The sequence below is a fragment of the Pseudoalteromonas sp. APM04 genome, assembly GCF_022809815.1.
Classification (GTDB): Bacteria; Pseudomonadota; Gammaproteobacteria; order Enterobacterales; family Alteromonadaceae; genus Pseudoalteromonas; species Pseudoalteromonas marina.
In genome coordinates this window covers 3,118,639-3,141,188 of record NZ_CP094441.1, presented here as the reverse complement: position 1 = coordinate 3,141,188, position 22,550 = coordinate 3,118,639, and the positions used below count along the sequence as shown (strand labels likewise).

The following is a 22,550-nucleotide window of genomic DNA, read 5'->3' as shown; positions in this document are numbered from 1 at the left end:
GGAGATAAGCATAATGAAAAATTTTAGTTTAGTAATACTACTAGTTGCCATTGTGATGTCTTTCTCATCGGTATTTGTTGTACCTGAAGGGCAAAAAGCAATTGTGCTATTGTTCAGTAAAGTACAAAAAGATGACGATGATCAAGCGGTTGTTTATGGCCCAGGTTTGCATTTGAAAGTCCCATTTTTTAGCCAAGTACGTCGTATTGATGCACGTATTCAAACGCTAGATGGAACACCGGATCGTTTTGTGACAAGTGAGAAGAAAGACTTAATTGTTGATTCGTTTGTTAAATGGCGTGTTAACGACTTTAGTGCTTTTTACTTACGTGCACGTGGCGACAAGCAATATGCTGAAACGTTACTTGAGCAAAAGGTTAATAACGGACTTCGTACTAACTTTGGTACACGCACAATTCGTGAAATTGTATCGGGTGAGCGTAGTGAGCTTATGGAAGAAGCATTAGTTCAAGCATCTGAAAGTGCCCGCGAGTTAGGTATTGAAGTGCTAGACGTACGTGTTAAGCAAATTAATTTGCCTCAAGAAGTAAGTAGTTCGATTTATCAACGTATGCGTGCTGAGCGTACTGCCGTTGCTAAAGAGCACCGCTCTGAAGGTCAGGAAAAAGCGGAGACTATTCGTGCTAGCGTTGACCGTCGAGTGACAGTTATGCTTGCAGACGCTGAACGTAACTCACGCTCAGTACGTGGTCAAGGTGATGCAGATGCTGCTGCTATTTATGCAAATGCATATAATAAAGATCCAGAGTTTTTCAGCTTTGTACGTTCTTTAGAAGCGTATAAGAAAACGTTTAAAGGTAAGCAAGACGTGATGGTGCTTTCACCAGACAGTGACTTCTTCCAATATATGAAAGGCGCTAAAGCGCAGTAGACTATATTTATACTTTTAAATTTTAAAGCCCCGCACTTGCGGGGCTTTTTGTTGAATACAATCTACAACTTTAAATCACTGTTATATATGTGGTTATTTACTCATATTTTAATTTAATAATTCTTCGCAGAAAAAATAAGCTGAACAGGGGTGATCTTTGCTTGGGTTTTCTGGTAAAATCTCGTCCTAATTTTCTCTAAGTGAATTTACAATGGGTAAAAACGTTGTTGTATTAGGCACCCAATGGGGTGACGAAGGTAAGGGTAAGGTAGTTGACCTCCTTACGGACAAAGCATCTTTAGTAGTTCGTTATCAAGGTGGCCACAATGCAGGTCATACTTTAGTTATCGAAGGTAAAAAGACGGTTCTACACCTTATTCCATCGGGTGTATTACGTGACAATGTTAAATGTGTGATTGGTAATGGTGTTGTTTTATCACCAGAAGCGCTAATGAAAGAAATTGGCATGCTTGAAGAGCGTGGCGTACCAGTACGCGAACGTCTTTTAATAAGTGAAGCATGTCCGCTAATTTTGCCTTTCCATGTTGCATTAGATGTAGCCCGCGAAACAGCTCGTGGCGACAAGCCAATTGGCACAACTGGCCGTGGCATTGGTCCTGCGTACGAAGATAAAGTAGCACGTCGCGGTTTACGCGTAGGTGACTTATTTAATCCTGAATTATTTGCAGCTAAACTAAAAGAAGTTCTTGAGTACCATAACTTCACATTAGTTAATTACTACAAAGTAGACGCTGTAGATTTCCAAAAAACGTTTGATGATGCAATGGCTGTTGCAGATATCTTAAAAGCAATGGTTGTAGATGTAACTGAGCTTTTAGACCAAACACGTTTAGCAGGTGAGCACATTTTATTTGAAGGTGCGCAAGGTACATTACTTGATATTGATCACGGTACTTATCCTTATGTAACTTCGTCAAACACGACCGCTGGTGGCGTTGCAACTGGTGCTGGTTTTGGTCCACTAAACCTTGACTACGTGTTAGGTATTATCAAAGCGTACACAACACGTGTTGGTTCAGGCCCTTTCCCTACAGAGCTTTACGATGGCCTTGATAAGCAAGACCCAGTTGGTAAGCACTTAGGTGACAAAGGTCATGAGTTTGGTGCTACAACAGGTCGTCTTCGTCGTACTGGTTGGTTAGATGCAGTGGCAATGCGCCGTGCAGTTCAAATCAACAGTATTTCAGGTTTTTGTTTAACTAAGCTTGATGTTTTAGATGGCTTAGAAACATTGAAAATCTGTACTGGCTACCAGCTTGAAGATGGCACTGTTACAAACGTAACACCATTAGCTGCTGAAGGTTACGAGAAAGTAACACCGGTATATGAAGAGATGCCGGGTTGGTCTGAAAATACTGTGGGTGTAACTTCACTTGAAGGCTTACCGAAAGCTGCAATTGATTACATCAAGCGTATTGAAGAAATTACTGGTGTTCCAATTGATATTATTTCTACAGGTCCAGACCGTGTAGAAACGATGGTACTTCGCAACCCGTTTGCTTAATTACCATAAATATAAAAAAAGCTGCTAAATGCAGCTTTTTTTGTGTCTAAAATTCACCTTGGAACGATCTTTGTATATTATTTAGTAAGATAATTTTTGTACGTGGTGAACATGCGCCTATTTTTAAAAAGTTCGTTATTAGCTGTGCCCTTAGTGTCAGTGTCTTTATTTATATCTTCCAATACGTTAGCAGATGAATCACCTGCTGCAGTACCGCTATACACTGAATCAGAGCTTATCGCGTTAATAAATAAAAATGTGCATTTGCAGCGTGTAAAGGCAGATGATTGCCAGTTAGTTCAAGATATTGAAGCGCGAGCCAATAAAATGGCATTGCCATCCTATCAATTTTTATATGGCGATATGCTTGCTTATAATGTGTGTGTTGAACGAAATGTAAAGCTAGGCGTGTATTACATGAGAAAGTCTGCTGAGCAAGGCTTAGCGGCAGCGCTTGAGCAGTTAGGTCGCTATTACGATACCGGAAGGCTAGTTCAGCAAGATAAAGCCATGGCTATTACGTATTTACGGGAAGCTTCTGCACAAGGTAACTTAAAAGCGCAGTTACGTTTAGTGAAGTTGTTTAATGATGGCTACGGTAGCCCACGGGATTTTGAAGATGCATATCGTTGGTTGTTTAATGCAATGGTAGCAGATAAAGCAACGCATAAAAAAATTGAAAACGCCCTAACTAAGCTTGCGCAAAAAATGCCTGATAGTGTAGTAGAGCGCGCTCGGTTACCTATGTAATACTAATCAAGAATAAACTTTAATTAAGCGAGTTGCTGTACATTTAGAAAAAAGCCCTAATAAAATTAGGGCTTTTTTGTGAGTATTATTTTAATTAACTTTATTCTTTGTCTTTAAGTTGTGGGTCTTTTAATAACGACATTTTTGGGGGGTGCAGTGCAACAATACGCTCACCTTCTTGAGGTGGTTTGTCCATATTAAGTGTGAATGGTGTTACTTTAGCTGGTGTATCGTCATCGTTGTCTTTATCTCCTTTGAGAATAAATAAAGGGATAGCCTCAGGGTTCATTTCTAAGTATTGCTCCCAGCTAAACTCATCTGAAATACGTGTAGCACTTACTTTTCCACCTTTAGCAATGACACTGCTTAAGCGAGCGTACGAACCTTCATCCCCAAATAATATTTGACGCGATAAAAAGGTCGCACTGTCTTTATTAGCTTTAGCGTGTGTTGTTGATGAGCGTAGCGAAAACACGTTTTTTTCATTGAGTAAATGTGAAAAATACTGCACACCTAATGCATTGTGATGCCTGTTTGGTGAAAGCGCTAAAACACTTCGGATAGTTGTAAGCGGTAAGTATCGTTCAGCATGCTCTGATTGCGGATTACCATAATAGCAAGGCAAGCCATCCATACGTGCCATTTTGCAGTTTTCCCAAGCAGGATCTGAAAGGTGAACAGGAATATTTTGCTCTTTTAAACCTCGCCCTATTGCACGTGACACATGGTTAGCCCCAATAATTAAAATAGTATTAGGTGATGGTTGACGTACACCTAGTAACTTAGCCACAGGGATTGCGGTTAGGCTTTGTAGTACAACAGTTATAATGATAACTGTAAAAATAAGTGGAACCATTTTTTCTGCATCAGCCACACCCGCTTCCATCATGCTAAGTGCAAACACTGAACCAACAGCGGCTGCTACAATACCCCTTGGTGCAATCCAGGCGAGTACTAAGCGAGATTTAATTGGTAAGTCGGTACCAAAGGTAGAGATAGCAATGCATAAAGGGCGGGCTACAAATAACACAATCGCTAAAAATATAAATACATCACTATCTAACATCATTAAGTCGGAAAGCTGCAAACGGGCTGCGAGTAAGATGAAAAGCGTTGATATAAGAATCATCGACAAGTCTTCTTTAAACTCTAAAACAGAGTCTATTTCTAGGTCATCTTGATTCGCAAGCCAAATACCAAATACCGTTACTGCCAGTAAGCCTGACTCATGGCTTAAGTAGTTTGATACAGAAAAACTAATTAATACCAGCGCTAAAATACCAAACTTGTGTAATTCAAATGGCAACCATTCTCGGCGCATTAATTGAGTTGTAACCCAGCCTGCTGCTACCCCTATTGTTAGACCAACTCCAACGGTTTTAACTAAAGCCACAATAGTATGGCTTAGTACCTCGCCTTGGCCTACTAACATTACTGCTTCAAATACCAGTACAGCAAACAATGCCCCGATAGGGTCAATAACAATCCCTTCCCAGCGTAGAATGCGGTCTATGTCTTGTGTGGGGCGCATGGAGTTTAGTAAAGGCGCTATTACTGTCGGGCCTGTTACCACAAGCACTGCGCCGAGCACAGCAGCAACCCGCCAATTGAGCTCAAGTAACCAATAGGCACTTAAACTAATTACAACACAAGTTGCAATCATACCAATGGAGCATAGGTTTCTGACTACTTTACCAATTCCCTTTAACTCCCTAAAGTGAAGGGTAAGGGCGCCTTCAAATAAAATAACAGCCACACTTAATGATACGACAGGGAAGAGTAAGTCGCCTAAAAGTGCATCAGGGTCTAAAACACCACTAAATGGCCCAAGTAACAGGCCAGTGAGCAATAAAAAAAGAATAGCGGGTACTCTAAATGCCCACGCTACCCATTGGGCAAGCACTGAACAGAGTGCGATACCGGCTATGTAAATTGCTGACATAGATTAAGAATTCCTTATTATGATTTTATTTAAAGTATAACGATTTTAGTTGTTATTAAAGGGGTATACACGGGAAAATCAACTATTACTATTTAATTTTAGCCGCTAACAAAATATTAGTACGTATTAATTATGGTTAGCGTTGCTAAATATTTTATAAATTATCAATAACACCTTCTATCTTCATGATTTGAAAGTAAAAAAGTTTGTTACTAAACGCTTTTCAATGTGGTCGTTTGAATTTTAGCCTTGATCTTACGACCTAATTTAGCGTATTATACTTCGAGTTCGAATAATTAGGTATCTAATTAAATTATCTGGGAAATAAATTCGTCGTTAATGTTACGGTCATATTTGCTAGGTATAATCGTTATTTAGAAGCTAGTTCAGTATTTGAACGTCTAAAATATAATTTATTTAATTACTTGATACGGTTTATCTCAAGCATTTAAAGTTTGAGTTGAATTGATATCTTTCAATGTTTAACCCCCATCGTGGCGGTTAAATCTCGGTCCTTTAGTCTTCACCCTATCTGTTGGTGTACCAGACTTTAGAGGCTCTATGTATGTTGTTAATAAAAAAGTCACCAAGGCTTTTTACAGCGATGCATAAACAACACTTTTTAAACTTTCTTATAGGCATTACTTTCATTGCAAGGTATCTGCTTTTTATATCTTAAAGCCTTGCTTTTAGATTTTGGCTTTCTTGTGTGTGTTTAAAAGTGTTGCCAAAAAACACAAATTCGAAGCTACATATATTGGTAGCTATTTAGTTTAGCTCATTAACACTGAGCACAGATAAAATGGAAAGTAGAAGACTTATGCAAAAGTTAAATTGGCGACGCATTGTTTTAAAAGTAGGTAGCGCACTTATTGCTCCAGATCAAGACGGTTGTCGTTCTCGTTACATACTTACTATCGCACAGTTTATTGTTCGTTGTCGTGCTCGCGGCATTGAGGTCATTTTAGTTTCATCAGGTTCTGTTGCGGCAGGTTCGCACCTATTCCCTTCGGACCAACCCCGTTCAGTTGTATTAAAAAAAGCAATGGCCGCCGCAGGTCAAACTGAAATGATTGCTATGTGGGACCGCTTTTTTGATTTTCCATCTGCCCAGCTTTTGCTAACTCATGGTGATTTGCGCGACCGAGAGCGTTATCAAAGTATTCGTGAAACTGTGTTTACATTATTAGAGCATGGTGTTTTACCTATCATTAATGAAAATGATGCGGTAACTACCGATGACCTTAAAGTAGGTGATAACGATAATTTATCAGCAATGGTTGCAGCAGCCGCTGATGCAGACGCTTTACTGATTTTTTCAGACGTAGATGGTTTATACGATAAAAACCCAAATCTTCATGACGACGCTGTTTTATTACCTGAAATAAAATCAATTGATGATTCTATTTACGCCATGGCAGGATGTGCTACTAGCGCGGTAGGTACTGGCGGTATGAAAACTAAAATAGAAGCGGCAGAAAAAGCAACATCACACGGAATCGCAACATATATAATTAATGGTTTTAAAGAAGAGACATTTAATCGTTTATTAGAGGGTGACAACCCTGGAACAATATTTTTACCATACGAAAAACCAATGCAAGATTCTGTGCATTGGATGACACACACTGCGAATGAGCAAGGTGAAGTTGTGGTAGATGGAACATTTGATGAATCAATCGAAGGTGAAACAGGCATAATTCGCGGCGATGAAATTGTTGAAGTACATGGTGAGTTTGCAATTGGCGACACCATACTTGTTAGAAGTGAAGATGGTACGCGTTTAGCTAAAGCGACCGCAAATTACAGTAGTTGTTTGTTGAATTTCATTGCAGACAACGAACAAAGTGAATTTAGTGAAAAAATGCAGGATTCTATTGGACCTGTTATTTCAGAAAAAGATATCGCATTATTGGAGAAGTCATGAGTTTAATTACGGATATTTCGCGTCAGGCAGCTAAAGCTGCAAATACACTTGCTTTACTCGACACCGAGACAAAAAACCAAGTGTTAACAGAAATGGCTGCGGCATTAAGAGAGCAAAAAGCATTTATAATTCAAGAAAACGAAAGTGATTTAAGCGCTGCGCGCGACAACAATTTGCCTGCGGCAATGGTTGATCGTCTAACTCTGAACGATGAACGCATAGAATCGATGGCTGAAGGGATAGAAGTTATAGTCAGCCTGGATGATCCAGTGGGTCAGCTTCGTGAAATCACGGAACGACCTAATGGTATTAAAATTCGTAAAATGCGCGTACCACTTGGTGTTGTTTGTATGATTTATGAAGCACGCCCTAACGTGACCGCAGACGCTGGTGCTTTGTGTTTTAAATCGGGTAATGGCGTTATTTTACGCGGTGGTAAAGAGGCGCTTAAAAGCTCACAAGCGATTGCCAGTGTAATGCACAGTGTACTTGAAAAGCACAACTTACCCGTTTCATTAATCTCGGTTATTCCAGATCCCGATCGTGCACTTCTTATGGAGTTGATGCAGCAACGTGATAGCATCGATTTAATCATTCCTCGCGGCGGTGAAGGGTTGATTAACTTTGTTACCGAGAACAGTACCATTCCTGTTATTCAGCATTACAAAGGCGTATGTCATTTGTATGTCGATAAAGACGCAGATCTAGAGGTTGCGATTAATTTATTACTTAATGGTAAAACACAACGAACGGGTGTATGTAATGCACTTGAAGGTTTGGTTGTACACGAAGATATCGCAGATGAGTTCCTAAATTTATGTGCGGTAGTACTTCGTCAAGAAGGTGTAAAGATCAATGCTGATAGCTTTGCTGCCAAATACTTCGATAATGCAACTGTTTTAGCTGATGATGAGTTTGGTGAAGAATACCTAGACTTAGAAATCGCGATACGCGTAGTGCCTACATTTTCAGCCGCTGTTGAGCATATTGCTCAATTTGGCTCAAATCACACAGAAGTGATTTGTACTAAAAACCAAGCCGCAGCTGAGTTATTTCAACGTAGTGTAGATGCGTCAGTTGTGATGGTGAATGCATCGTCTCGTTTTTCTGATGGTTCACAGTTAGGATTGGGTGCAGAGATTGGCATTGCTACATCTAAGCTTCATGCGTATGGTCCTATGGGGCTTGAATCACTCACAACAGAAAAATATTTAGTGAATGGCGAAGGCCAAGTTCGCGAATAAATTTTATATTAATTTTACAAAAGCCGAGCATAGCTCGGCTTTTTATTTTTGATAAAAATCACTTTAATTTAGCTAGCCAATCGTTTACTGGCTCAGGTTTATGCAAGTGATAACCCTGTAGTATCACCTCCGGGTATTCCTGTAGTAAATCGAAGTGTGATTGGTTTTCGACACCCTCTGCAACAACGTCTAATTCAAATAAATGTCCCAAACTCACAATCATATCTATTATTAGTTTGTCATTTTTATTTGTTGGCGCTTCGAGCACAAAAGAACGGTCTATTTTAAGCTCTTGAATTGGTAATTGCTTTAAATATGTGAGGCTTGAATAGCCAGTTCCAAAATCATCAATTGATACTTTTACACCCAACTTTTTGAGGTTATGCACAGCTTCAATAGCAGAGTCCATATTATTTAGTAGCGTACCTTCAATAATCTCTATAGTGAGTTGCGACGCAATAACATTATTAATTGTTAGCTGTTCAACTAAAAAGGCTAAAAAGCGTGGCTCATGGAAATGTCGACCACTTATGTTTATTGATAAACTTAAGTGAGGGTGTGTTTGATTAATCTTAGCTAATGTTTTTAAGGCATTTTCACATACCCAGCAATCTAAGTCATAAATAACGTCAGACTCTTCCGCAATAGAAATAAACTCACTGGGGCTAATAAAGCCTTTTGTCGTGTGTTGCCAACGAAGTAAAACCTCAGCTCCTTTTAAAATTTGATCACTATCATATTGAGACTGTAAATGAAGTGATAACTCGTTATAAGCGATTGCTTTACGTAGGTCTTGCTCAATTTCGAAACGTCTTTTTGCTTGTTCACCAAATGAGGTGTCAAAAAATGTAACTCGGTTGCCCCCTTTCTCTTTTGCTTTATAGCAGGCAGCTTCACAGTTTCTGATAGTCTCGATAGCGCTTTCCCATTGCCCATGTTGCGGGAATATGTACATACCAATACTTACTGTTAGGCTAACTTCCTTTAAATCAACAAAAAAAGGCAGTCTTACGGATGTAAGAATTTCTTGTGCTTTTTTCTCTGCAATAATTTGAGCTCTTGCTCTGCCAATGCCTTTATCTAGGACAGACAACGTTGCAAAGGCATCGCTTCCCAAGCGAGCAATAATATCATTATTATCAGTATTTGTATGGATACGCTTAGTTAGTTCTTTTAGGACATGGTCACCGGCTAGCAGGCCCATTCCATCATTAAATGAGTGAAACCCATCTACATCGATAATAAAAATATAGGCAAAATTTTTGTCAGTGGAACAGCTTTGTAATTGCTGCTCTAACTGCTTTAAGAAGCTGTTACGGTTAGGTAGGGCGGTTAATTCGTCATGCCAAGTTAAGTAATCTATTCGCTCCTGGGTCACTTTTAGGCTTGATATATCGCTAAATACCCCGATGTAGTGATCGTTGGTATCGTGTTCATTTTTTACAAGGCTCAACGTTAGCAATTCAGGGTATAACTCACCACTTTTGCGTCGGGTAACTAACTCACCACTCCAGTAGCCGGCTTCACTTGCGTGTTGCCATACTTGTTCAAAGTTTATATTTGGCTGGTTATTTTGTTTGATATCGTGAATATGCATATTTAACGAATTAGCTTCATCGTAACCCGTGATGCGGCAAAAAGAAGGATTAACCGCGATTATTTTGCCTGTACTGTTAGTTATCACAACACCGTCAGCTGTACTCGTTAGTGCGTGAAAAAAGAGTTGATGTTTAGATGATAACTGCTTTAATTCTTTTTCTCTAACATCCAGCTCCATTGCTAAAGATTCTATTTCAAGCAGCTTGTCATGTAGGTCAAAGTTTTTCTCTATTAATCGGTCTAGCATACCTTGTGCTGTTATATGTGTACGAATGCGAGCTCTGACTAAGGCTAATTTATAAGGCTTGTGAATATAGTCTATGGCGCCCATAGCAAAGCCTTTTTCTTCTGACTCTTCCTCTGTAAGCGCCGTAACAAAGATGATGGGAATGCCTTTTGTTTTGGGTTTCCCTTTTAGTATAGTGCACACTTCATAACCATTCATTCCCGGCATCATTATGTCGAGTAAAATTAAATCTGGACGGGTAGACTCAATAAACGTTAGAGCTTGCTCTCCACTTGTCGATATTCGAACATCGTAGTCGGTTGAAAGCCCTTCTACCAAAATATGTAAGTTACTTGGTTCGTCATCAACAATTAGAATTAAAGGCTTTTGTCGCTGCGCTTTTTGTTCACTTTTATTTATGGTGGAATGAGTTAAATGCACTGTTAATCCTTTTTACATAGTATTTAAATTCTGAATCACTCAATCATTAATGCTTTGTGTCTGCTTTATATGTTTCAATAATCGAAATTACAGACGGATAGTCGAAACTATTAATCGCCTCTATTAGTTTTGATAAGCCGTGTTCAGTATCATAGCTATTCGCTTCTAAATGCCTTTTTAGGTCGTTTGGGATAGGACGAGACGCTAATGCTAGTGAGTGAATCTCATTTATCACTACCAGCTCATCTTCGAGATTGTGTCGTTTCGGCTCTATATTTTCCAAATTGAGTGTCGCTAATAATTCTTTAATAGAAAAAAGCGTTGCTGCCAAATTTTCTTTTAATAAATCTATATTAAGCGAACTTTCCTCAAGTAGTGCTTTTTCAGTCTCTAATGCACACTTTTGCAGCTTCTCTAGCCCTAATGTACCCGCTAACCCCTTCAGTGTATGCACCGTTCGCTTTAAAGTAGCAACATCATTATTGTTTATTAATAAATCAGCCTTCGCTGAAAAGTTATTATTACCATCTATAAACCGAGTAAGCAATGTCATGAGTAAGGTTTCATTGTTATCAACGTTTTGCTTTGCTTTTACTAAATTTATTGTTTGCAAATTATCTCTACTTTTTAGGTGTTTATCTAAGCTTCCGTAAAGCGCGTCAAATACAATGGGTTTAACCAAAAAGTCATCCATACCTGCATCAGCGGCTGCTTTTCTATCTCTGGGCTCTACAGCGGCACTTAAAGCAATAATAGGCATATTGTAGCCTTTAGCTCTTAGCTCTTTTGTTGCTTCAAGGCCGTCCATATGGGGCATTTGTATATCCATAAATACAATATCAAAATGTTGAGCCGATACTTTATCTATAGCGTCTAGCCCATCGTTTGCAATTGTTGTATTAAGATCAAATTTACTTAGCATTGCAGAGGCTATTTCTTGGTTAAGTTTATTATCATCTACAACAAGTGCCTGATAGGCCGCTAGTTTTGGCAGGTCTACCGTTGCAGGTAAAGGGGCCTTTTTGTTATTAGTGTGAGCAGCGCGCTGTTCAGCAATGGTGAATGGAAGGGTAAATAAAAACTCACTCCCTTTACCAAGTTCACTTTTTACTTGTAAGTCACCACCTAATAATTTGGTTAACTGTTTACTAATTGTTAGGCCAAGCCCTGTACCCCCGTACTTTCTTGTTGTACTTGAGTCGCCTTGAGCAAATGATTCAAACACCCTATCAGATTGGGCTTGCGTCATACCAATTCCGGTATCACTAATGCTAAAGCGCAACTGTACTTTGTTTTCTTTTTGAAAAATGACTTCTATGGTTAATGACACCTCACCCTTATCGGTAAACTTAATGGCATTACCAATGCAATTATTAATTATTTGATTTAGCTGTATAGGATCGCCCAACAGAGTCAGGTGTCTGTCGGCATGCACTACACAATTTAAAACTAATCCTTTTTGTTGTGCATTAATCGAAAATAAATCTTGAACGTTAGATACGATCGTATCGAGTGTGAAAGGGATTTTCTCAAGTTTGACGTTATTAGAGTCGAGTTTTGAAAAGTCTAAAATATTGTTTAAAACTTGCAGTAAACTTTGCGCGCTGGAAAACGCTTTTTTAGCGTATTGCTCCTGCTTAGCGGGCATTTCACTACTTTGTAAGAGTTGAAGCATACCCAATATGCCGTTCATTGGTGTGCGAAGTTCATGGCTCATATTTGCCACAAAATCTATTTTTGTTTTATTAGCCTTGTTTGTTTCTTCTATTGCTTGAGTAAGCTCTGTATTCATGGCTTCCATTTTTACATTTAAAGCGCGTGTTTCATCAAGTAATTGCTTCGTTTCCTCACTTTTTAAATAAAGTGTATTAGCCGCTTTTAACACAGATGCAATTTCGCTCAGCTTTGCATGCTTATTTTTTAGTGTAATTGGCTCACCTTCATTCATACTATTAAGTAGCAAAGTAAGCTGTGATAGGGGTTTAATAACAAAAGCAACAATAAAATAACAAAGCAGCAAAATAATAATCAGAATTAGAAAGGTAAATAGGCTGCTTTGCTTGGTTTTTTTCGTTAATTCACTATTAAATTGCGACTTAACCAAATTTAATTTTTTTTCTTCAGCGCTTTTAATTTTATTAGTTAGGTATAAAAGTTCGTTTTCGATCCCTGTCAGCACAACATTCACAGAGTAGGTGTAACTACGTGTTAGCAGTATTAGTTGGTTATGTGTTTTTTTAAGATTAATTGTTTTATCAAGCAAGGAGTCATTAATAGCTGACATACGGTTAATTTTTGTGTGCAAAAACTCTAGATTTTGTTTCACATTTTGAGCTTCATCAAAATTAGGTTTATAAAGGTAGCTGACAGCTGCATGCTTAAGGTTACTAATGGTTAGTAAAATATCATTGTAGAGAATTTTTTTATCTTCATTTGATAGTGACTCAAGTGCCATTACCTTTTTTTGTAGCTCTTCAATGGGCTGTTTAAATCCAGATGAGTATATTTGCTCGCGCTTTTGTCTGTTAATAACTACTTTTTCAAATGTTGTTTCATAGTTTTTTAGGTGCTCGCTGAGGCGAGTAAGCATATTTTTATATTCAGGGGTTTTGTCTAGCGTGTTTAATGTTAATTGCCCTAAATGAATATTTGCTTGGTCTAAATATGTTTTAAACTTTGCAATATTATTTTTATTAGCGTCATCAATAAATGCAACTGCATGACTTTGTAAGGCGATGACATCTCTTTCCAGCTTTACGACAGCTTCACTTTTACTAATAGCATTGTTTTGAATGTTTTGCAGGCTGGTTAACGACTCTTGCAAGTGGTTAAATAAATAACTTTGTAAAAGAAGCAGTCCAGCTAGTACCGCTAAGGTCGCAATTATTTTTGATTTAATAGAACGCATTAGCGACTTATTAACTCATACCACTTTTGTAAACTGTAGTCGTAGGTTGGCATAACGGTATTCCATACTGCAACGTTGCTGAAGCGCTTAGTATAGCTTCCGCCATTTCTTTGCTCGCCTTTTCTAACCGCAATATTACCATTTGTTTCTAGTAAATCAGTGCTTGCGATTTTGCCGTCATACCAATAGTCCCATTCATTCTGTGAAAGTAATGGTTTAGAACGCTGCGGATTGCTTATGTAATAACCTTGGCGAGCAATAAACGCACCTGGCCAGCCAGATAACCACCAATTCATATAATCGTAAGAGGCATCTTTCACACTATCATGCGTTTGTGATGACAAACACATTACGCCATGCCAGCCTCTGTAACCTTCTTTAGGTGCTGCAAAGCGCACATTTATGCCTTGGCCATTTAGCGCAGATACCGCAGGTGAAAACATGCTTTCAATATGAACACGTTCATCTTTCATATACTGAACAGATTCAGGCACTGAGTTCCAATAACCGCTAAAGTGGCCTTGGCGTTTATAGTCGAGCAATACCTTAAATAAGTTATCTAACTCAATGCGAGTCATTGCTCCAATATTGTTAATTTTAACAAGCCCTTTAGCTTTAGCTGCAAGCGCTAAGTCAAATAAACCAATAGTTGGTGCATTTACAATACCTACTTTTCCCCTATGCTGCTCATCCAATAACCATCCCCAGCTTTCTGTTTCATAAGCAATACCAGGTTTAATAAATTCAGTGTTATAACCAAAAGAGTCAACATTATGAACATAGGGTAAAAAGCTTATTAAGTCGCTTTCTTGCTCACTGAGTGTGCCATCGGGTTGTACGTTTAATATTTTGAAGGGAGCGTCACCTGCACCTATATTGGCATCTTCTGATAACTTTCCTGTTTTTGTAAGGCTATTTATTTCGTTAAAATAAGTAAGGCGTTTTTTTTCTATGGGTTGTATTGAACCTGCATTCCACAACACATTAATACTGTTTGACCACTGCTCGTATAAATCAAATGAGCTGGGGTCCATTGAGGCTCTTTGCAAAACAGCGGCACTGCCAGCGGGCGTAAATTCAATATTAATGCCTAAATCACTCATGGCTTGCTTACGAATTGCATCTTGTAACGTTACATGTGTGCCAAGCACTCTTATTGTGACCTTATTTCGAGCAAAAACATAAGGAACATGCGTTATAGCGCCTGCAGTTAAGCCTATAGCTGCAAGTTTTTTAAGTGTTGAGCGTTTTGGAGAGTCCATGATTTACCTAAGGCATTAATAGATATACAAGTATGTATAGCTAATAATTGATAAAGACTCAAGATAATAGAGATAAATGAAAAACAAAATAAAATGAATGAATTAGGGTGTTTTTGAAGTAAAGAATATATTTGAGAAAGGAGTAGGAAAGTGGTGGAGCTAAGCAGGATCGAACTGCTGACCTCCTGCGTGCAAGGCAGGCGCTCTCCCAGCTGAGCTATAGCCCCACATTCCTAGTTTATGCATAGCATAAACGCTTGGCTGCTGAGTTCCAAGCGGGACGAACTTTAAGTTTTTTTATAAATTTGGTCAAGTATTTTTTCGCTAATTTTCACAGTTTAGATGAATTTTTGATAGACTCGGCTTAATTACTCATTAAAACGACAGAAAATAATGAAAAAAAGCGTTTTGGTACTGATGGTTTTACTTTCGGGTTGTGCATCAAATGAAGAGCCGCCTTTTGAAATAAACAACAAACAGTTTTTTGAAAAACAAGATGAGCAAGGAAATAATGTATTTGCTTATGTTGTATCGGTTAAAGCTAAGCACCGTGAGAACTTTAATCTCGATCGTGGACGTAATAACAGACCTTCTCGCAGTGAAGTTAAGGAATATATTGAGCAAGAACACTTTGAAGAGTCGAGTGTGTTAAAACTAAAACTAGAAGATCGGGCCGTTGAATTATTAAAGCAAGAGCTTACAACGCGTGAATACTGCGCTAATAATCATGTAATAACAGACGTTCTGTGGCGAGATCTAAGCGTGCAATTAAGAGGGCGTTGTTTGTAACTATGTTAGCGGATAAAACAAAATTAGAGGCGTGTTTAGCGCATTTAAATATTAATTACGATGTTATCGAACACCCACCTTTACATACTAGCTTAGCAGCGGATGAATTACTGCTTGAACGCCCAGGTACACGTTTAAAAAATTTATTTTTGCGTGATAACGAAGGTAAACGTCACTTTTTAGTGATTACAGCTCACAATAAGCAGTTGGACCTAAAAGCGCTCTCTAAACAGCAAGGTTTGTCGCGTTTAGGGTTCGCTTCAAGCGAACGTTTAGCAACCTATTTAAAAGTTGCACCAGGGTGTGTATCAATGCTTGCGCTTCTAAACGATAAACAAAATGCGGTAACAGTATGGTTAGATCAAGATATTTGGTTTGGGGAGTTATTTCACTGCCACCCCTTTGAAAATACGCTGACATGGGTTTTGAGTAAATCAGACCTAGAAACCTTTTTTAAGCATACGGGTCATCAACCGCGTGTCATGTTTTTACCGTCAAGATAAGCCCAGGTAATAAGAAAAAAGCCGCACAAACAAACAACAAGTAAGGTAAACATAAATGCTGTTTGTCCGTACTGTTGATAAACTAAACCCGGTAATAGCGAGCCACAAGCCCCGCCACTGTAATAAAACGAGACATACCCTCCGTTTGTTACGCTTGGTGGTGCTTTACTTATTTGATTGACCAGTGGAGCTGCGGTTGAATGAATAATAAACATAGCCGCACAAAATAGCGTGAATGCAGTTAAAAATACGCTTAGCTGGTGGCTTATTAGCGCAACAATACTAAGGCTATAAAAAATGAAAGTCGCCGCTAATACGTGCCAAGCTGAAGGTGCTTTTTTCAGTAACCAAGGCGTCGCAATAGATGCCAAAGCACCAATTAAATAGCCGCTATAAACTAATCCGATATCACGAGTGTTGGTAATTAAAAATGTTTTTTGCAGTATAAAAGGCAAATAATTAAGCAAAGCAGCAAAACAAAAAAACATACAAAACACAGCGCTGTAAACTTTTAAGACAGGACCTTTCTTAAGTTGTTTGATGTAATCTAGAGGTGATTTTGAAGCATGGGTGCTCATGTTATTGAATCTATAGGGCTTTATTAATATGGCTAAAAAAACAAGCATAAAAGCAATTAAGTAATAAAAGCTTTGCCAATGCCATAAGTCACTAAACAGTGCAGCAAGTACTCTTCCAAAGTAACCACCTGCAATACTGCTGCCTATATAAAATGTCATATTTTTTTGAAGTGTACTAGCGCTAAAGCTTATACCTATGAAACTGGTCATGGCGGTTAATGCTGCGGGAAGAGTAAGGCCTTGTAAAAACCTTACTAACAGTAAGAGCTCAAAACTAGGCACCCATATAAATAGCAAGCAGCTAAAGCTCAGTATTATCATTGCAATGCGAAGTATTTTTAAAGGATTCTGTTTAGCTAAAAACAAGCCGTATACTAATGGTGCAATAGCGAGTGGCAGCATGGTTGCCGTCATAAGGCTACCAGCAACGGCAGGCGATACATTATATTCACTCGCAAATAAGTTCAATAACGGTTGAGGTGCATAAAGCACAAAAAATATAACTATGGAGCAAGCAAGTAGATGAATTAAGCGCATTATTTGGCTTATGAGTTAGCTGGTTGGCTACTTTATTGTATTGAAAGTTAACTCTAATTGATAATTAAAAGTACGATTATTGCTTTATATCATGCTTAGTATGAAGGAGTTTGTTAGATTAATACCAATAGCACTGTTATTTAAACGCGTTGATGATTAAAATGAGCGTAATATTAGTTTTTACTGGAACAATGCCATGGGTTCATTACAAGACCAATTGCTTCAAGCAGGGTTAACAACATCGCATAAAGCTAAAGTTGCTAAATCAGAAAAACGTAAGCAACAAAAAAAACAAAAAAAGGGGGCGACAAGTAACCCTAGTGATCTGCAAAAGCATATTCAACAAACTAAACTTGAACAGCAGAAAAAAGCAGAAGAGCTTAACCAAGCTCGCCAAGTTAGCCTTAAACAGCGTGAGCAAGAAGCGCGCGTTAAACAAATTTTAGAGCACAACAACCAAGATGCTATTCGTGGTGAGCGAACCTTTAATTTTACTTACGACAAAAAAGTTAAAAGTATTGAAGTGAATGAAAACACTCAAAAAGCATTGTCAGGTGGTCGTTTAGCAATCTGTGTCCTAGAAGGGCAGTTTTATGTATTAGAAGACGAACCCGCTCGCAAGGTGGCTGAAGTTGACGAAAAATACATTGTTTTTCATGTTGAAGCTGAAAATAAACCAAAAGATGAAGACGATCCGTACGCAGATTTTGAAGTGCCAGACGATTTAGTATGGTAACAATCAGTTAAGCGTCTGCTCATATTTATTTGCTAAACTAATTATGAGCATAAAACGAGCTAGCAGTGTAGGATTAAGTTGATCGTCTAGCATCGTTTCTAACGTATGCTTTTTATTTGATTGTTGACTACAATCAATTGAACAGTTTTTTCTAACCGTCAAAAAAGAAGAGTAAATACAATGAGCAAGATGAAAACACTAATACTAGGCGCGGGCATTAGTTTAGCCGCAAGTTTCTCGTTTAATGCAGCTGCTGCCGATGGCGCCGCTCTTTACACTGCAAAAAATTGTCAAACCTGCCATGGTGCAGATGGTAAAGCACCAATCATGGGTATGTACCCTAAGCTTAATGGCCAAAACAAAGATTATTTAGTTGCACAAATGAAAGACATTAAGTCGGGTGCGCGTAATAATGGTATGTCTATGGCGATGAAAGCAATGGTTGCTACAGTAACAGACGAAGAGTTTGAAGCTATTGCAGACTACTTATCTAAAGTAAAATAACGCAAAGCAGTTATTCGCCCTTTAAAAAACAGCCACACACGTGTGGCTGTTTTTGTTTGTTGATTGCTATAAAGAACAGAGTGTTTTAGACTTCTAAACATCTATTCGCACTTGTTATGTGTGTATTTTAAAAGGCTTACTATGTTTGATTTACCCCAACTCGATTTAAAAAATAAAGTATCTGCTCAAGAGTGGCAACTTCGTGTCGACCTTGCTGCCTGTTACCGGCTAGTGGAACACTTTCGCTGGGGAGATTTAATTTATACGCATTTATCAGCGCGTTTGCCGGGCACTGACCATTATCTTGTTAATGCTTTTGGGCTAACATTTGATGAAGTAACCGCGTCAAACTTGGTTAAGGTAGACTTAAACGGGAATATAATCGACGACACTCCTTTTAGCATTAATCCTGCTGGTTTTACTATTCATAGTGCAATACACGAAGTAAGAGAAGATGCGCATTGCGTTATTCACCTGCACACCAAAGAAACCATTGCTGTGGCTACGCAAAAAAATGGCTTATTACCATTAAGTCAGTATTCTATGTTTTCATTGCCGTCGCTTTCATATCATGGTTACGAAGGCCTCGCAGTTAATGATGATGAGCGCAAAGTCCTCCAGGATGACCTAGGCTCAACTAATCACATGTTATTAGTTAACCATGGTGGGTTAACTGTAGGCCCTACTGTAGGCGATGCGTTTATGCGTTTTTACGACTTACAGCGCGCCTGCGAAATACAATTAGCGCTGCAAGCCAGCTCGCAAGAGGTCATTCCCGTGCCTCAACCAATTATCGACAATATTTATAATCAAGCTAATGTGGTTCATAGCGGCAGCACCGGAGGCCAGCTTGCTTGGCCTGCCATGCTGCGTAAAGCGTATCGGCTTGATCCCAGTTTTGCAAAATAACCTTAACAGGTTGATAAGGAATTTTTATGAAGGTAAATCGCGTAGAAGTATTTGATATTCATTGTCCAGAGCGCCCAGCATGGACACCCGTATTCGTTCGCATTCATACTGATGAGGGCATTAGTGGTGTGGGTGAGGCGGGTCTTGCTTATGATTTAGGTCATAGCGCAGCTGCCGCCATGATTAAAGAAATGGCAGATGCTTTTTTAATTGGGCACGACCCGTTTCAGACAGAAAAGCTATGGTCTCGCATGTTACGAGAAAGCTTTTGGGGCTTAGGTGGTGGACCCGTTGTGTACGCTGCAATGAGTGCTATTGATACTGCGCTTTGGGATATTAAAGGTAAGGCACTTGGGTTACCGGTATATCAACTACTTGGTGGTAAAGTTAACGACAAGCTTCGTACTTATGCATCGCAACTGCAGTTTGACTGGGATAGCGAATTTAAAGCGCTCGTTCAGCCACAAGAATATGCAGAGGCAGCATTAAAAGCCATAGCTGAGGGTTACGATGCAGTAAAGGTAGATCCAATTCAATACGATAAAGACGGTAATACCTATTACGACCGAACTAATATTATTTCACGCCCAGAAATGAAGTTGTATCGCGCGCGTATGCAAGCTATTCGTGAAGCTGTGGGTGATGAAGTGGATATTATTTTTGAATGCCATAGTTTACCGGGTGCTACATCTGCAATTCAAATTGGTGAAATAGCCGAAGAGTTTGATTGTATGTACTTTGAAGAGCCTGTGAACTACTTAAATCACTCATTGCATGCAAAAGTAGCAGATAAAGTGAATGTGCCAATTGCAGGTGGTGAGCGCTTGTATAATCGCTGGGGGGTTCGTCCTTATTTAGAAGATCAGAGTATTGACGTACTTCAGCCCGATATCGGTTTATGTGGTGGTTTTACTGAAACTAAAAAGGTATGTGATTACGCTGATATTTTTGATGTACGCATTCAGGCGCACGTATGTGGTGGGCCAGTTGCAACGGCTGCATCACTGCATCTGGAAACTGCTATTCCTAACTTTTTAATTCATGAGCATCACACGTACGCAATTAAAAAGTGGAACCGCGAGTTGTGTTTACAAGACCCACAACCTAAAAATGGTTTTTTTGAAGTATCTGAAGAGCCAGGTTTGGGTATTGAGCTAAACGATGAGATTGTAATGCGGTCGCAACGTGTAGAAATAAAATAATAACTAAGCTTGTTATTATAACAGCCGGTAAGTGACTATTCACTTACCGGCTTTTTATTAGCAGAATTAAGGTCATTCGTTAATTACGCACTCAACACCTTTGAGCTCTTGAGTTGCTTTGCTATCTACGTGGCGTATAAAGCATTGTTTGTTTTTTATCATCAGCTCAAATTGGTCGGGTGGATTAAGCTGATGACTTTTTATTATGTTATTTTCGTTTAAATTACTCAGCGTAACCACACTGTTTATTGTAAATACATCGTCATCTAACGTTATATTTTGCATATTCATAAGGGTATTGATTACTTTGTTAACCGCGCTTTGATTAGGCGCTAAAAGTAATGCATGTTGTAATTTTGGAGTGGGTTCAGCGTGTTGCGATACACAGCCACTTAATAAAGTGCACAAGGCTAAGCTCGAAATGAATAATGTGCTTTTCATAAAACCTACGCCATTTTAAGCATAATAAAATTTAAATATAACGACTTTTACTTACACTTGGTAGTAGTGCTTTGCATTTGCGTAGCTGAGCTTATGCCAAAGGCTATGGCTATTACATAACGCATAATGCTGATGCCATAGGGCATTGTAATGCGTGTTTATTTGGCATACCGGAAAGTTACTAGCAAACATAATACGCTGCTCGCCAAAATGTTGTAAAAGCCACTTAAAGCAGGCTTCTTGTTGTGCTTGTGTCAGGTCTAATAATTCAAAGCCAGAAAACTTAATAGCAATATTGCTATATTGGGCAAGTAGTTCAACGCCTTTTTGCCAAGAGAGCAAATCATCAGGCAACCCTGTATGGTTAAGAATAATTTGTAGGTGAGGTAATTGTTTTGCACAGTGAACAATATGATTGGCCACACTAATATTGTGTAACTCAAATTGTGCTTCAAAATGCAATTTGTTTGCTGCTAATAAATCAAGATTATGAATACAGCTAGGGCTTTTTAGCCTTACAGCGTCATCTCCTTCGGTTATATCTCTAATGCCACATAAGCTTGAATGAGCAAGCGCATTTAGTGCATTACTAAATTGCTCAGCAGGCGCATCTATTTGGTTAAAGCTAATAGCTTTAAATGGCATTTCACTTAAATGCTTGCTTAGCCAATTTAGCTCCTTAATTGGGGCTGAGTTATCAAAGCCCGCTTCTATGTGAACAAGGCCTTTTAATTTAAAGTCGGTACTGTTGGCAAGTTGTTGTGCGCTAATAGGCCGTTTTATTTTTTCTAAATTGGGCCACGCAGGAGGATTGCTTCCTTGTAGCCAAGTGTATTGACCATCGAGTAAATTAAAAAAATGAACATGCGGGTCAATTATATTTGTACTCATTGGGCTGTATAGCCGCCATCAATACTTTGTAAGCTGCCAGTAATAAAGCTTGCATCGTCACTTGCTAGAAAACTCACAAGAGCGGCTACTTCATCGGCTTGACCTAATCGGTTTAGCGGTTGAAGACTGGCTTCCTCTGCCACTATATCGGCTTTGTTTGCACCGCTTTTATCGCAGTAAGCGTCTATTGCGTTATGAAATAAAGGGGTTTCAATGGTGCCTGGACACACTGCATTAGCACGAATATTAAAGCGTGCATAATCAAGTGCCGTAGTTTTTGCCATTGAGGCGAGGGCATGTTTAGTGAGGTTGTAGGCAAATGAATTTTGCTTGGCAATTAATGCTTGGTCGGATGCTATTAATATAATAGAACCCGCATTATTTGCCTTCATCGTTGGGAGTACGCTTTGTACTGCCGCATAGGCGCCTTTTACATTAAGCGCAAATAGCGCATCGAGCGTTTGCTCATCAGTGCTTTCTATATTTGCGCTTAAGTGTTTTCCAGCATTAGAAACCAGTACGTCAATACGTTGAGATTGTTCATGTATCGTGTTTATCGAGCGGCGGACAGCTTCTACATCACTTACATCGCAATGATGAAAAACACCTACATCGCTTGGTGTGATATCAAGGTTATGGACCTCATAGCCACTAGTTAGCAAGCGTTTTACTACCGCTAGGCCAATCCCTTTTGTACCACCTGTTACAATTGCAACTTTTGACATACTTGTTCCTTTTTCGCTA

19 protein-coding genes and 1 tRNA gene are annotated in these 22,550 nt (G+C 39.0%); 11 read left to right on the top strand and 9 right to left on the bottom strand.

Annotated elements, in window-relative coordinates; genetic code table 11:
- The first annotated feature begins 13 nt into the window (after nt 1–13).
- From hflC to MTP24_RS14495, 3 genes are all read left to right on the top strand, one after another.
- Nucleotides 14–892 (top strand): protease modulator HflC, encoded by an 879-nt coding sequence (gene hflC, locus MTP24_RS14505; protein ID WP_006791238.1) that lies wholly within the window; start codon nt 14–16, stop codon nt 890–892.
- A gap of 211 nt (nt 893–1,103) precedes the next feature.
- Nucleotides 1,104–2,417 carry an adenylosuccinate synthase gene (locus tag MTP24_RS14500; RefSeq protein WP_008128387.1) on the top strand — a complete coding sequence of 438 codons (1,314 nt, stop codon included), beginning with the start codon at nt 1,104–1,106 and terminating at the stop codon, nt 2,415–2,417.
- 111 nt (nt 2,418–2,528) lie between these two features.
- Nucleotides 2,529–3,167: a tetratricopeptide repeat protein gene (locus tag MTP24_RS14495; RefSeq protein WP_058429617.1), complete on the top strand. Its 639-nt coding sequence runs from the start codon at nt 2,529–2,531 to the stop codon at nt 3,165–3,167.
- 100 nt (nt 3,168–3,267) lie between these two features.
- On the opposite strand, the gene MTP24_RS14490 is transcribed toward MTP24_RS14495, so the two are convergent.
- Nucleotides 3,268–5,109, bottom strand: a complete 1,842-nt coding sequence (locus tag MTP24_RS14490; protein ID WP_008128242.1) for a sodium:proton antiporter — start codon at nt 5,107–5,109, stop codon at nt 3,268–3,270.
- An 820-nt stretch (nt 5,110–5,929) separates the two neighbouring features.
- On the opposite strand from MTP24_RS14490, the gene proB reads away from it, so the two are divergent.
- Together proB and MTP24_RS14480 are read left to right on the top strand one after the other, a co-directional pair.
- Entirely contained in the window at nt 5,930–7,036 is a 1,107-nt protein-coding gene (gene proB, locus MTP24_RS14485) for a glutamate 5-kinase (protein ID WP_006791232.1), read from the top strand.
- Entirely contained in the window at nt 7,033–8,280 is a 1,248-nt protein-coding gene (locus MTP24_RS14480; RefSeq protein WP_008128245.1) for a glutamate-5-semialdehyde dehydrogenase, read from the top strand. Before proB ends, MTP24_RS14480 begins: the two co-directional genes overlap by 4 nt.
- A 58-nt stretch (nt 8,281–8,338) precedes the next feature.
- On the opposite strand, the gene MTP24_RS14475 is transcribed toward MTP24_RS14480, so the two are convergent.
- From MTP24_RS14475 to MTP24_RS14460, 4 genes are all read right to left on the bottom strand, one after another.
- Nucleotides 8,339–10,546, bottom strand: coding sequence for an EAL domain-containing protein (locus MTP24_RS14475; protein WP_243531878.1), 2,208 nt, complete (start codon nt 10,544–10,546; stop codon nt 8,339–8,341).
- Between the two features lie 46 nt (nt 10,547–10,592).
- Complete coding sequence (locus MTP24_RS14470; RefSeq protein WP_243531875.1) at nt 10,593–13,454, bottom strand: ATP-binding protein; 2,862 nt, start codon at nt 13,452–13,454, stop codon at nt 10,593–10,595.
- A complete protein-coding gene (locus tag MTP24_RS14465; protein ID WP_243531873.1) occupies nt 13,454–14,716 on the bottom strand; it encodes an extracellular solute-binding protein in 1,263 nt (420 codons plus the stop codon). The genes MTP24_RS14470 and MTP24_RS14465 overlap by 1 nt, the downstream gene beginning before the upstream one ends.
- A gap of 151 nt (nt 14,717–14,867) precedes the next feature.
- A tRNA-Ala gene (locus tag MTP24_RS14460) sits at nt 14,868–14,943 on the bottom strand.
- Nucleotides 14,944–15,109: 166 nt separating this feature from the next.
- On the opposite strand from MTP24_RS14460, the gene MTP24_RS14455 reads away from it, so the two are divergent.
- Together MTP24_RS14455 and MTP24_RS14450 are read left to right on the top strand one after the other, a co-directional pair.
- Nucleotides 15,110–15,505 carry a hypothetical protein gene (locus tag MTP24_RS14455; protein WP_243531870.1) on the top strand — a complete coding sequence of 132 codons (396 nt, stop codon included), beginning with the start codon at nt 15,110–15,112 and terminating at the stop codon, nt 15,503–15,505.
- 2 nt (nt 15,506–15,507) lie between these two features.
- Nucleotides 15,508–16,008 carry a prolyl-tRNA synthetase associated domain-containing protein gene (locus MTP24_RS14450; protein ID WP_243531867.1) on the top strand — a complete coding sequence of 167 codons (501 nt, stop codon included), beginning with the start codon at nt 15,508–15,510 and terminating at the stop codon, nt 16,006–16,008.
- Here the strand turns inward: MTP24_RS14450 and MTP24_RS14445 are convergent.
- Entirely contained in the window at nt 15,975–17,123 is a 1,149-nt protein-coding gene (locus MTP24_RS14445) for an MFS transporter (RefSeq protein WP_243531865.1), read from the bottom strand. The two genes, MTP24_RS14450 and MTP24_RS14445, sit on opposite strands and share 34 nt — an antisense overlap.
- A 196-nt stretch (nt 17,124–17,319) precedes the next feature.
- On the opposite strand from MTP24_RS14445, the gene MTP24_RS14440 reads away from it, so the two are divergent.
- The 4 genes from MTP24_RS14440 (at nt 17,320) to MTP24_RS14425 (ending at nt 20,474) form a co-directional block, all read left to right on the top strand.
- The gene (locus tag MTP24_RS14440) at nt 17,320–17,859 is read left to right on the top strand and encodes a DUF2058 domain-containing protein (RefSeq protein ID WP_243531862.1); all 540 of its coding nucleotides are present in this window, start codon (nt 17,320–17,322) and stop codon (nt 17,857–17,859) included.
- 180 nt (nt 17,860–18,039) lie between these two features.
- Nucleotides 18,040–18,363 (top strand): c-type cytochrome, encoded by a 324-nt coding sequence (locus MTP24_RS14435; RefSeq protein ID WP_008128263.1) that lies wholly within the window; start codon nt 18,040–18,042, stop codon nt 18,361–18,363.
- Nucleotides 18,364–18,504: 141 nt separating this feature from the next.
- Nucleotides 18,505–19,272 carry a class II aldolase/adducin family protein gene (locus MTP24_RS14430; protein WP_243531859.1) on the top strand — a complete coding sequence of 256 codons (768 nt, stop codon included), beginning with the start codon at nt 18,505–18,507 and terminating at the stop codon, nt 19,270–19,272.
- Nucleotides 19,273–19,298: 26 nt separating this feature from the next.
- Entirely contained in the window at nt 19,299–20,474 is a 1,176-nt protein-coding gene (locus MTP24_RS14425; protein WP_010556678.1) for a mandelate racemase/muconate lactonizing enzyme family protein, read from the top strand.
- Between the two features lie 72 nt (nt 20,475–20,546).
- Here MTP24_RS14425 and MTP24_RS14420 read toward each other — a convergent pair whose 3' ends face one another.
- The 3 genes from MTP24_RS14420 to MTP24_RS14410 are packed head-to-tail and all read right to left on the bottom strand — an operon-like array spanning nt 20,547 to nt 22,531.
- Nucleotides 20,547–20,915, bottom strand: coding sequence for a hypothetical protein (locus MTP24_RS14420; RefSeq protein WP_243531857.1), 369 nt, complete (start codon nt 20,913–20,915; stop codon nt 20,547–20,549).
- A gap of 51 nt (nt 20,916–20,966) precedes the next feature.
- A complete protein-coding gene (locus MTP24_RS14415; protein WP_243531854.1) occupies nt 20,967–21,806 on the bottom strand; it encodes an amidohydrolase family protein in 840 nt (279 codons plus the stop codon).
- Nucleotides 21,803–22,531 carry an SDR family oxidoreductase gene (locus MTP24_RS14410; RefSeq protein ID WP_008128273.1) on the bottom strand — a complete coding sequence of 243 codons (729 nt, stop codon included), beginning with the start codon at nt 22,529–22,531 and terminating at the stop codon, nt 21,803–21,805. Before MTP24_RS14410 ends, MTP24_RS14415 begins: the two co-directional genes overlap by 4 nt.
- Between the last annotated feature and the right edge of the window lie 19 nt (nt 22,532–22,550).

What these genes read in the sequence shown, in the direction of transcription:
- MTP24_RS14490 (WP_008128242.1), bottom strand. Translation starts at nt 5,109, where the DNA reads ATGTCAGCAATTTACATAGCCGGTATCGCACTCTGTTCAGTGCTTGCC.
- MTP24_RS14430 (WP_243531859.1), top strand. Translation starts at nt 18,505, where the DNA reads ATGTTTGATTTACCCCAACTCGATTTAAAAAATAAAGTATCTGCTCAA.
- proB (WP_006791232.1), top strand. Translation starts at nt 5,930, where the DNA reads ATGCAAAAGTTAAATTGGCGACGCATTGTTTTAAAAGTAGGTAGCGCA.
- MTP24_RS14500 (WP_008128387.1), top strand. Translation starts at nt 1,104, where the DNA reads ATGGGTAAAAACGTTGTTGTATTAGGCACCCAATGGGGTGACGAAGGT.
- MTP24_RS14415 (WP_243531854.1), bottom strand. Translation starts at nt 21,806, where the DNA reads ATGAGTACAAATATAATTGACCCGCATGTTCATTTTTTTAATTTACTC.
- hflC (WP_006791238.1), top strand. Translation starts at nt 14, where the DNA reads ATGAAAAATTTTAGTTTAGTAATACTACTAGTTGCCATTGTGATGTCT.
- MTP24_RS14420 (WP_243531857.1), bottom strand. Translation starts at nt 20,915, where the DNA reads ATGAAAAGCACATTATTCATTTCGAGCTTAGCCTTGTGCACTTTATTA.
- MTP24_RS14435 (WP_008128263.1), top strand. Translation starts at nt 18,040, where the DNA reads ATGAGCAAGATGAAAACACTAATACTAGGCGCGGGCATTAGTTTAGCC.
- MTP24_RS14440 (WP_243531862.1), top strand. Translation starts at nt 17,320, where the DNA reads ATGGGTTCATTACAAGACCAATTGCTTCAAGCAGGGTTAACAACATCG.
- MTP24_RS14495 (WP_058429617.1), top strand. Translation starts at nt 2,529, where the DNA reads ATGCGCCTATTTTTAAAAAGTTCGTTATTAGCTGTGCCCTTAGTGTCA.
- MTP24_RS14465 (WP_243531873.1), bottom strand. Translation starts at nt 14,716, where the DNA reads ATGGACTCTCCAAAACGCTCAACACTTAAAAAACTTGCAGCTATAGGC.
- MTP24_RS14480 (WP_008128245.1), top strand. Translation starts at nt 7,033, where the DNA reads ATGAGTTTAATTACGGATATTTCGCGTCAGGCAGCTAAAGCTGCAAAT.
- MTP24_RS14455 (WP_243531870.1), top strand. Translation starts at nt 15,110, where the DNA reads ATGAAAAAAAGCGTTTTGGTACTGATGGTTTTACTTTCGGGTTGTGCA.
- MTP24_RS14410 (WP_008128273.1), bottom strand. Translation starts at nt 22,531, where the DNA reads ATGTCAAAAGTTGCAATTGTAACAGGTGGTACAAAAGGGATTGGCCTA.
- MTP24_RS14470 (WP_243531875.1), bottom strand. Translation starts at nt 13,454, where the DNA reads ATGCGTTCTATTAAATCAAAAATAATTGCGACCTTAGCGGTACTAGCT.
- MTP24_RS14425 (WP_010556678.1), top strand. Translation starts at nt 19,299, where the DNA reads ATGAAGGTAAATCGCGTAGAAGTATTTGATATTCATTGTCCAGAGCGC.
- MTP24_RS14445 (WP_243531865.1), bottom strand. Translation starts at nt 17,123, where the DNA reads ATGCGCTTAATTCATCTACTTGCTTGCTCCATAGTTATATTTTTTGTG.
- MTP24_RS14450 (WP_243531867.1), top strand. Translation starts at nt 15,508, where the DNA reads ATGTTAGCGGATAAAACAAAATTAGAGGCGTGTTTAGCGCATTTAAAT.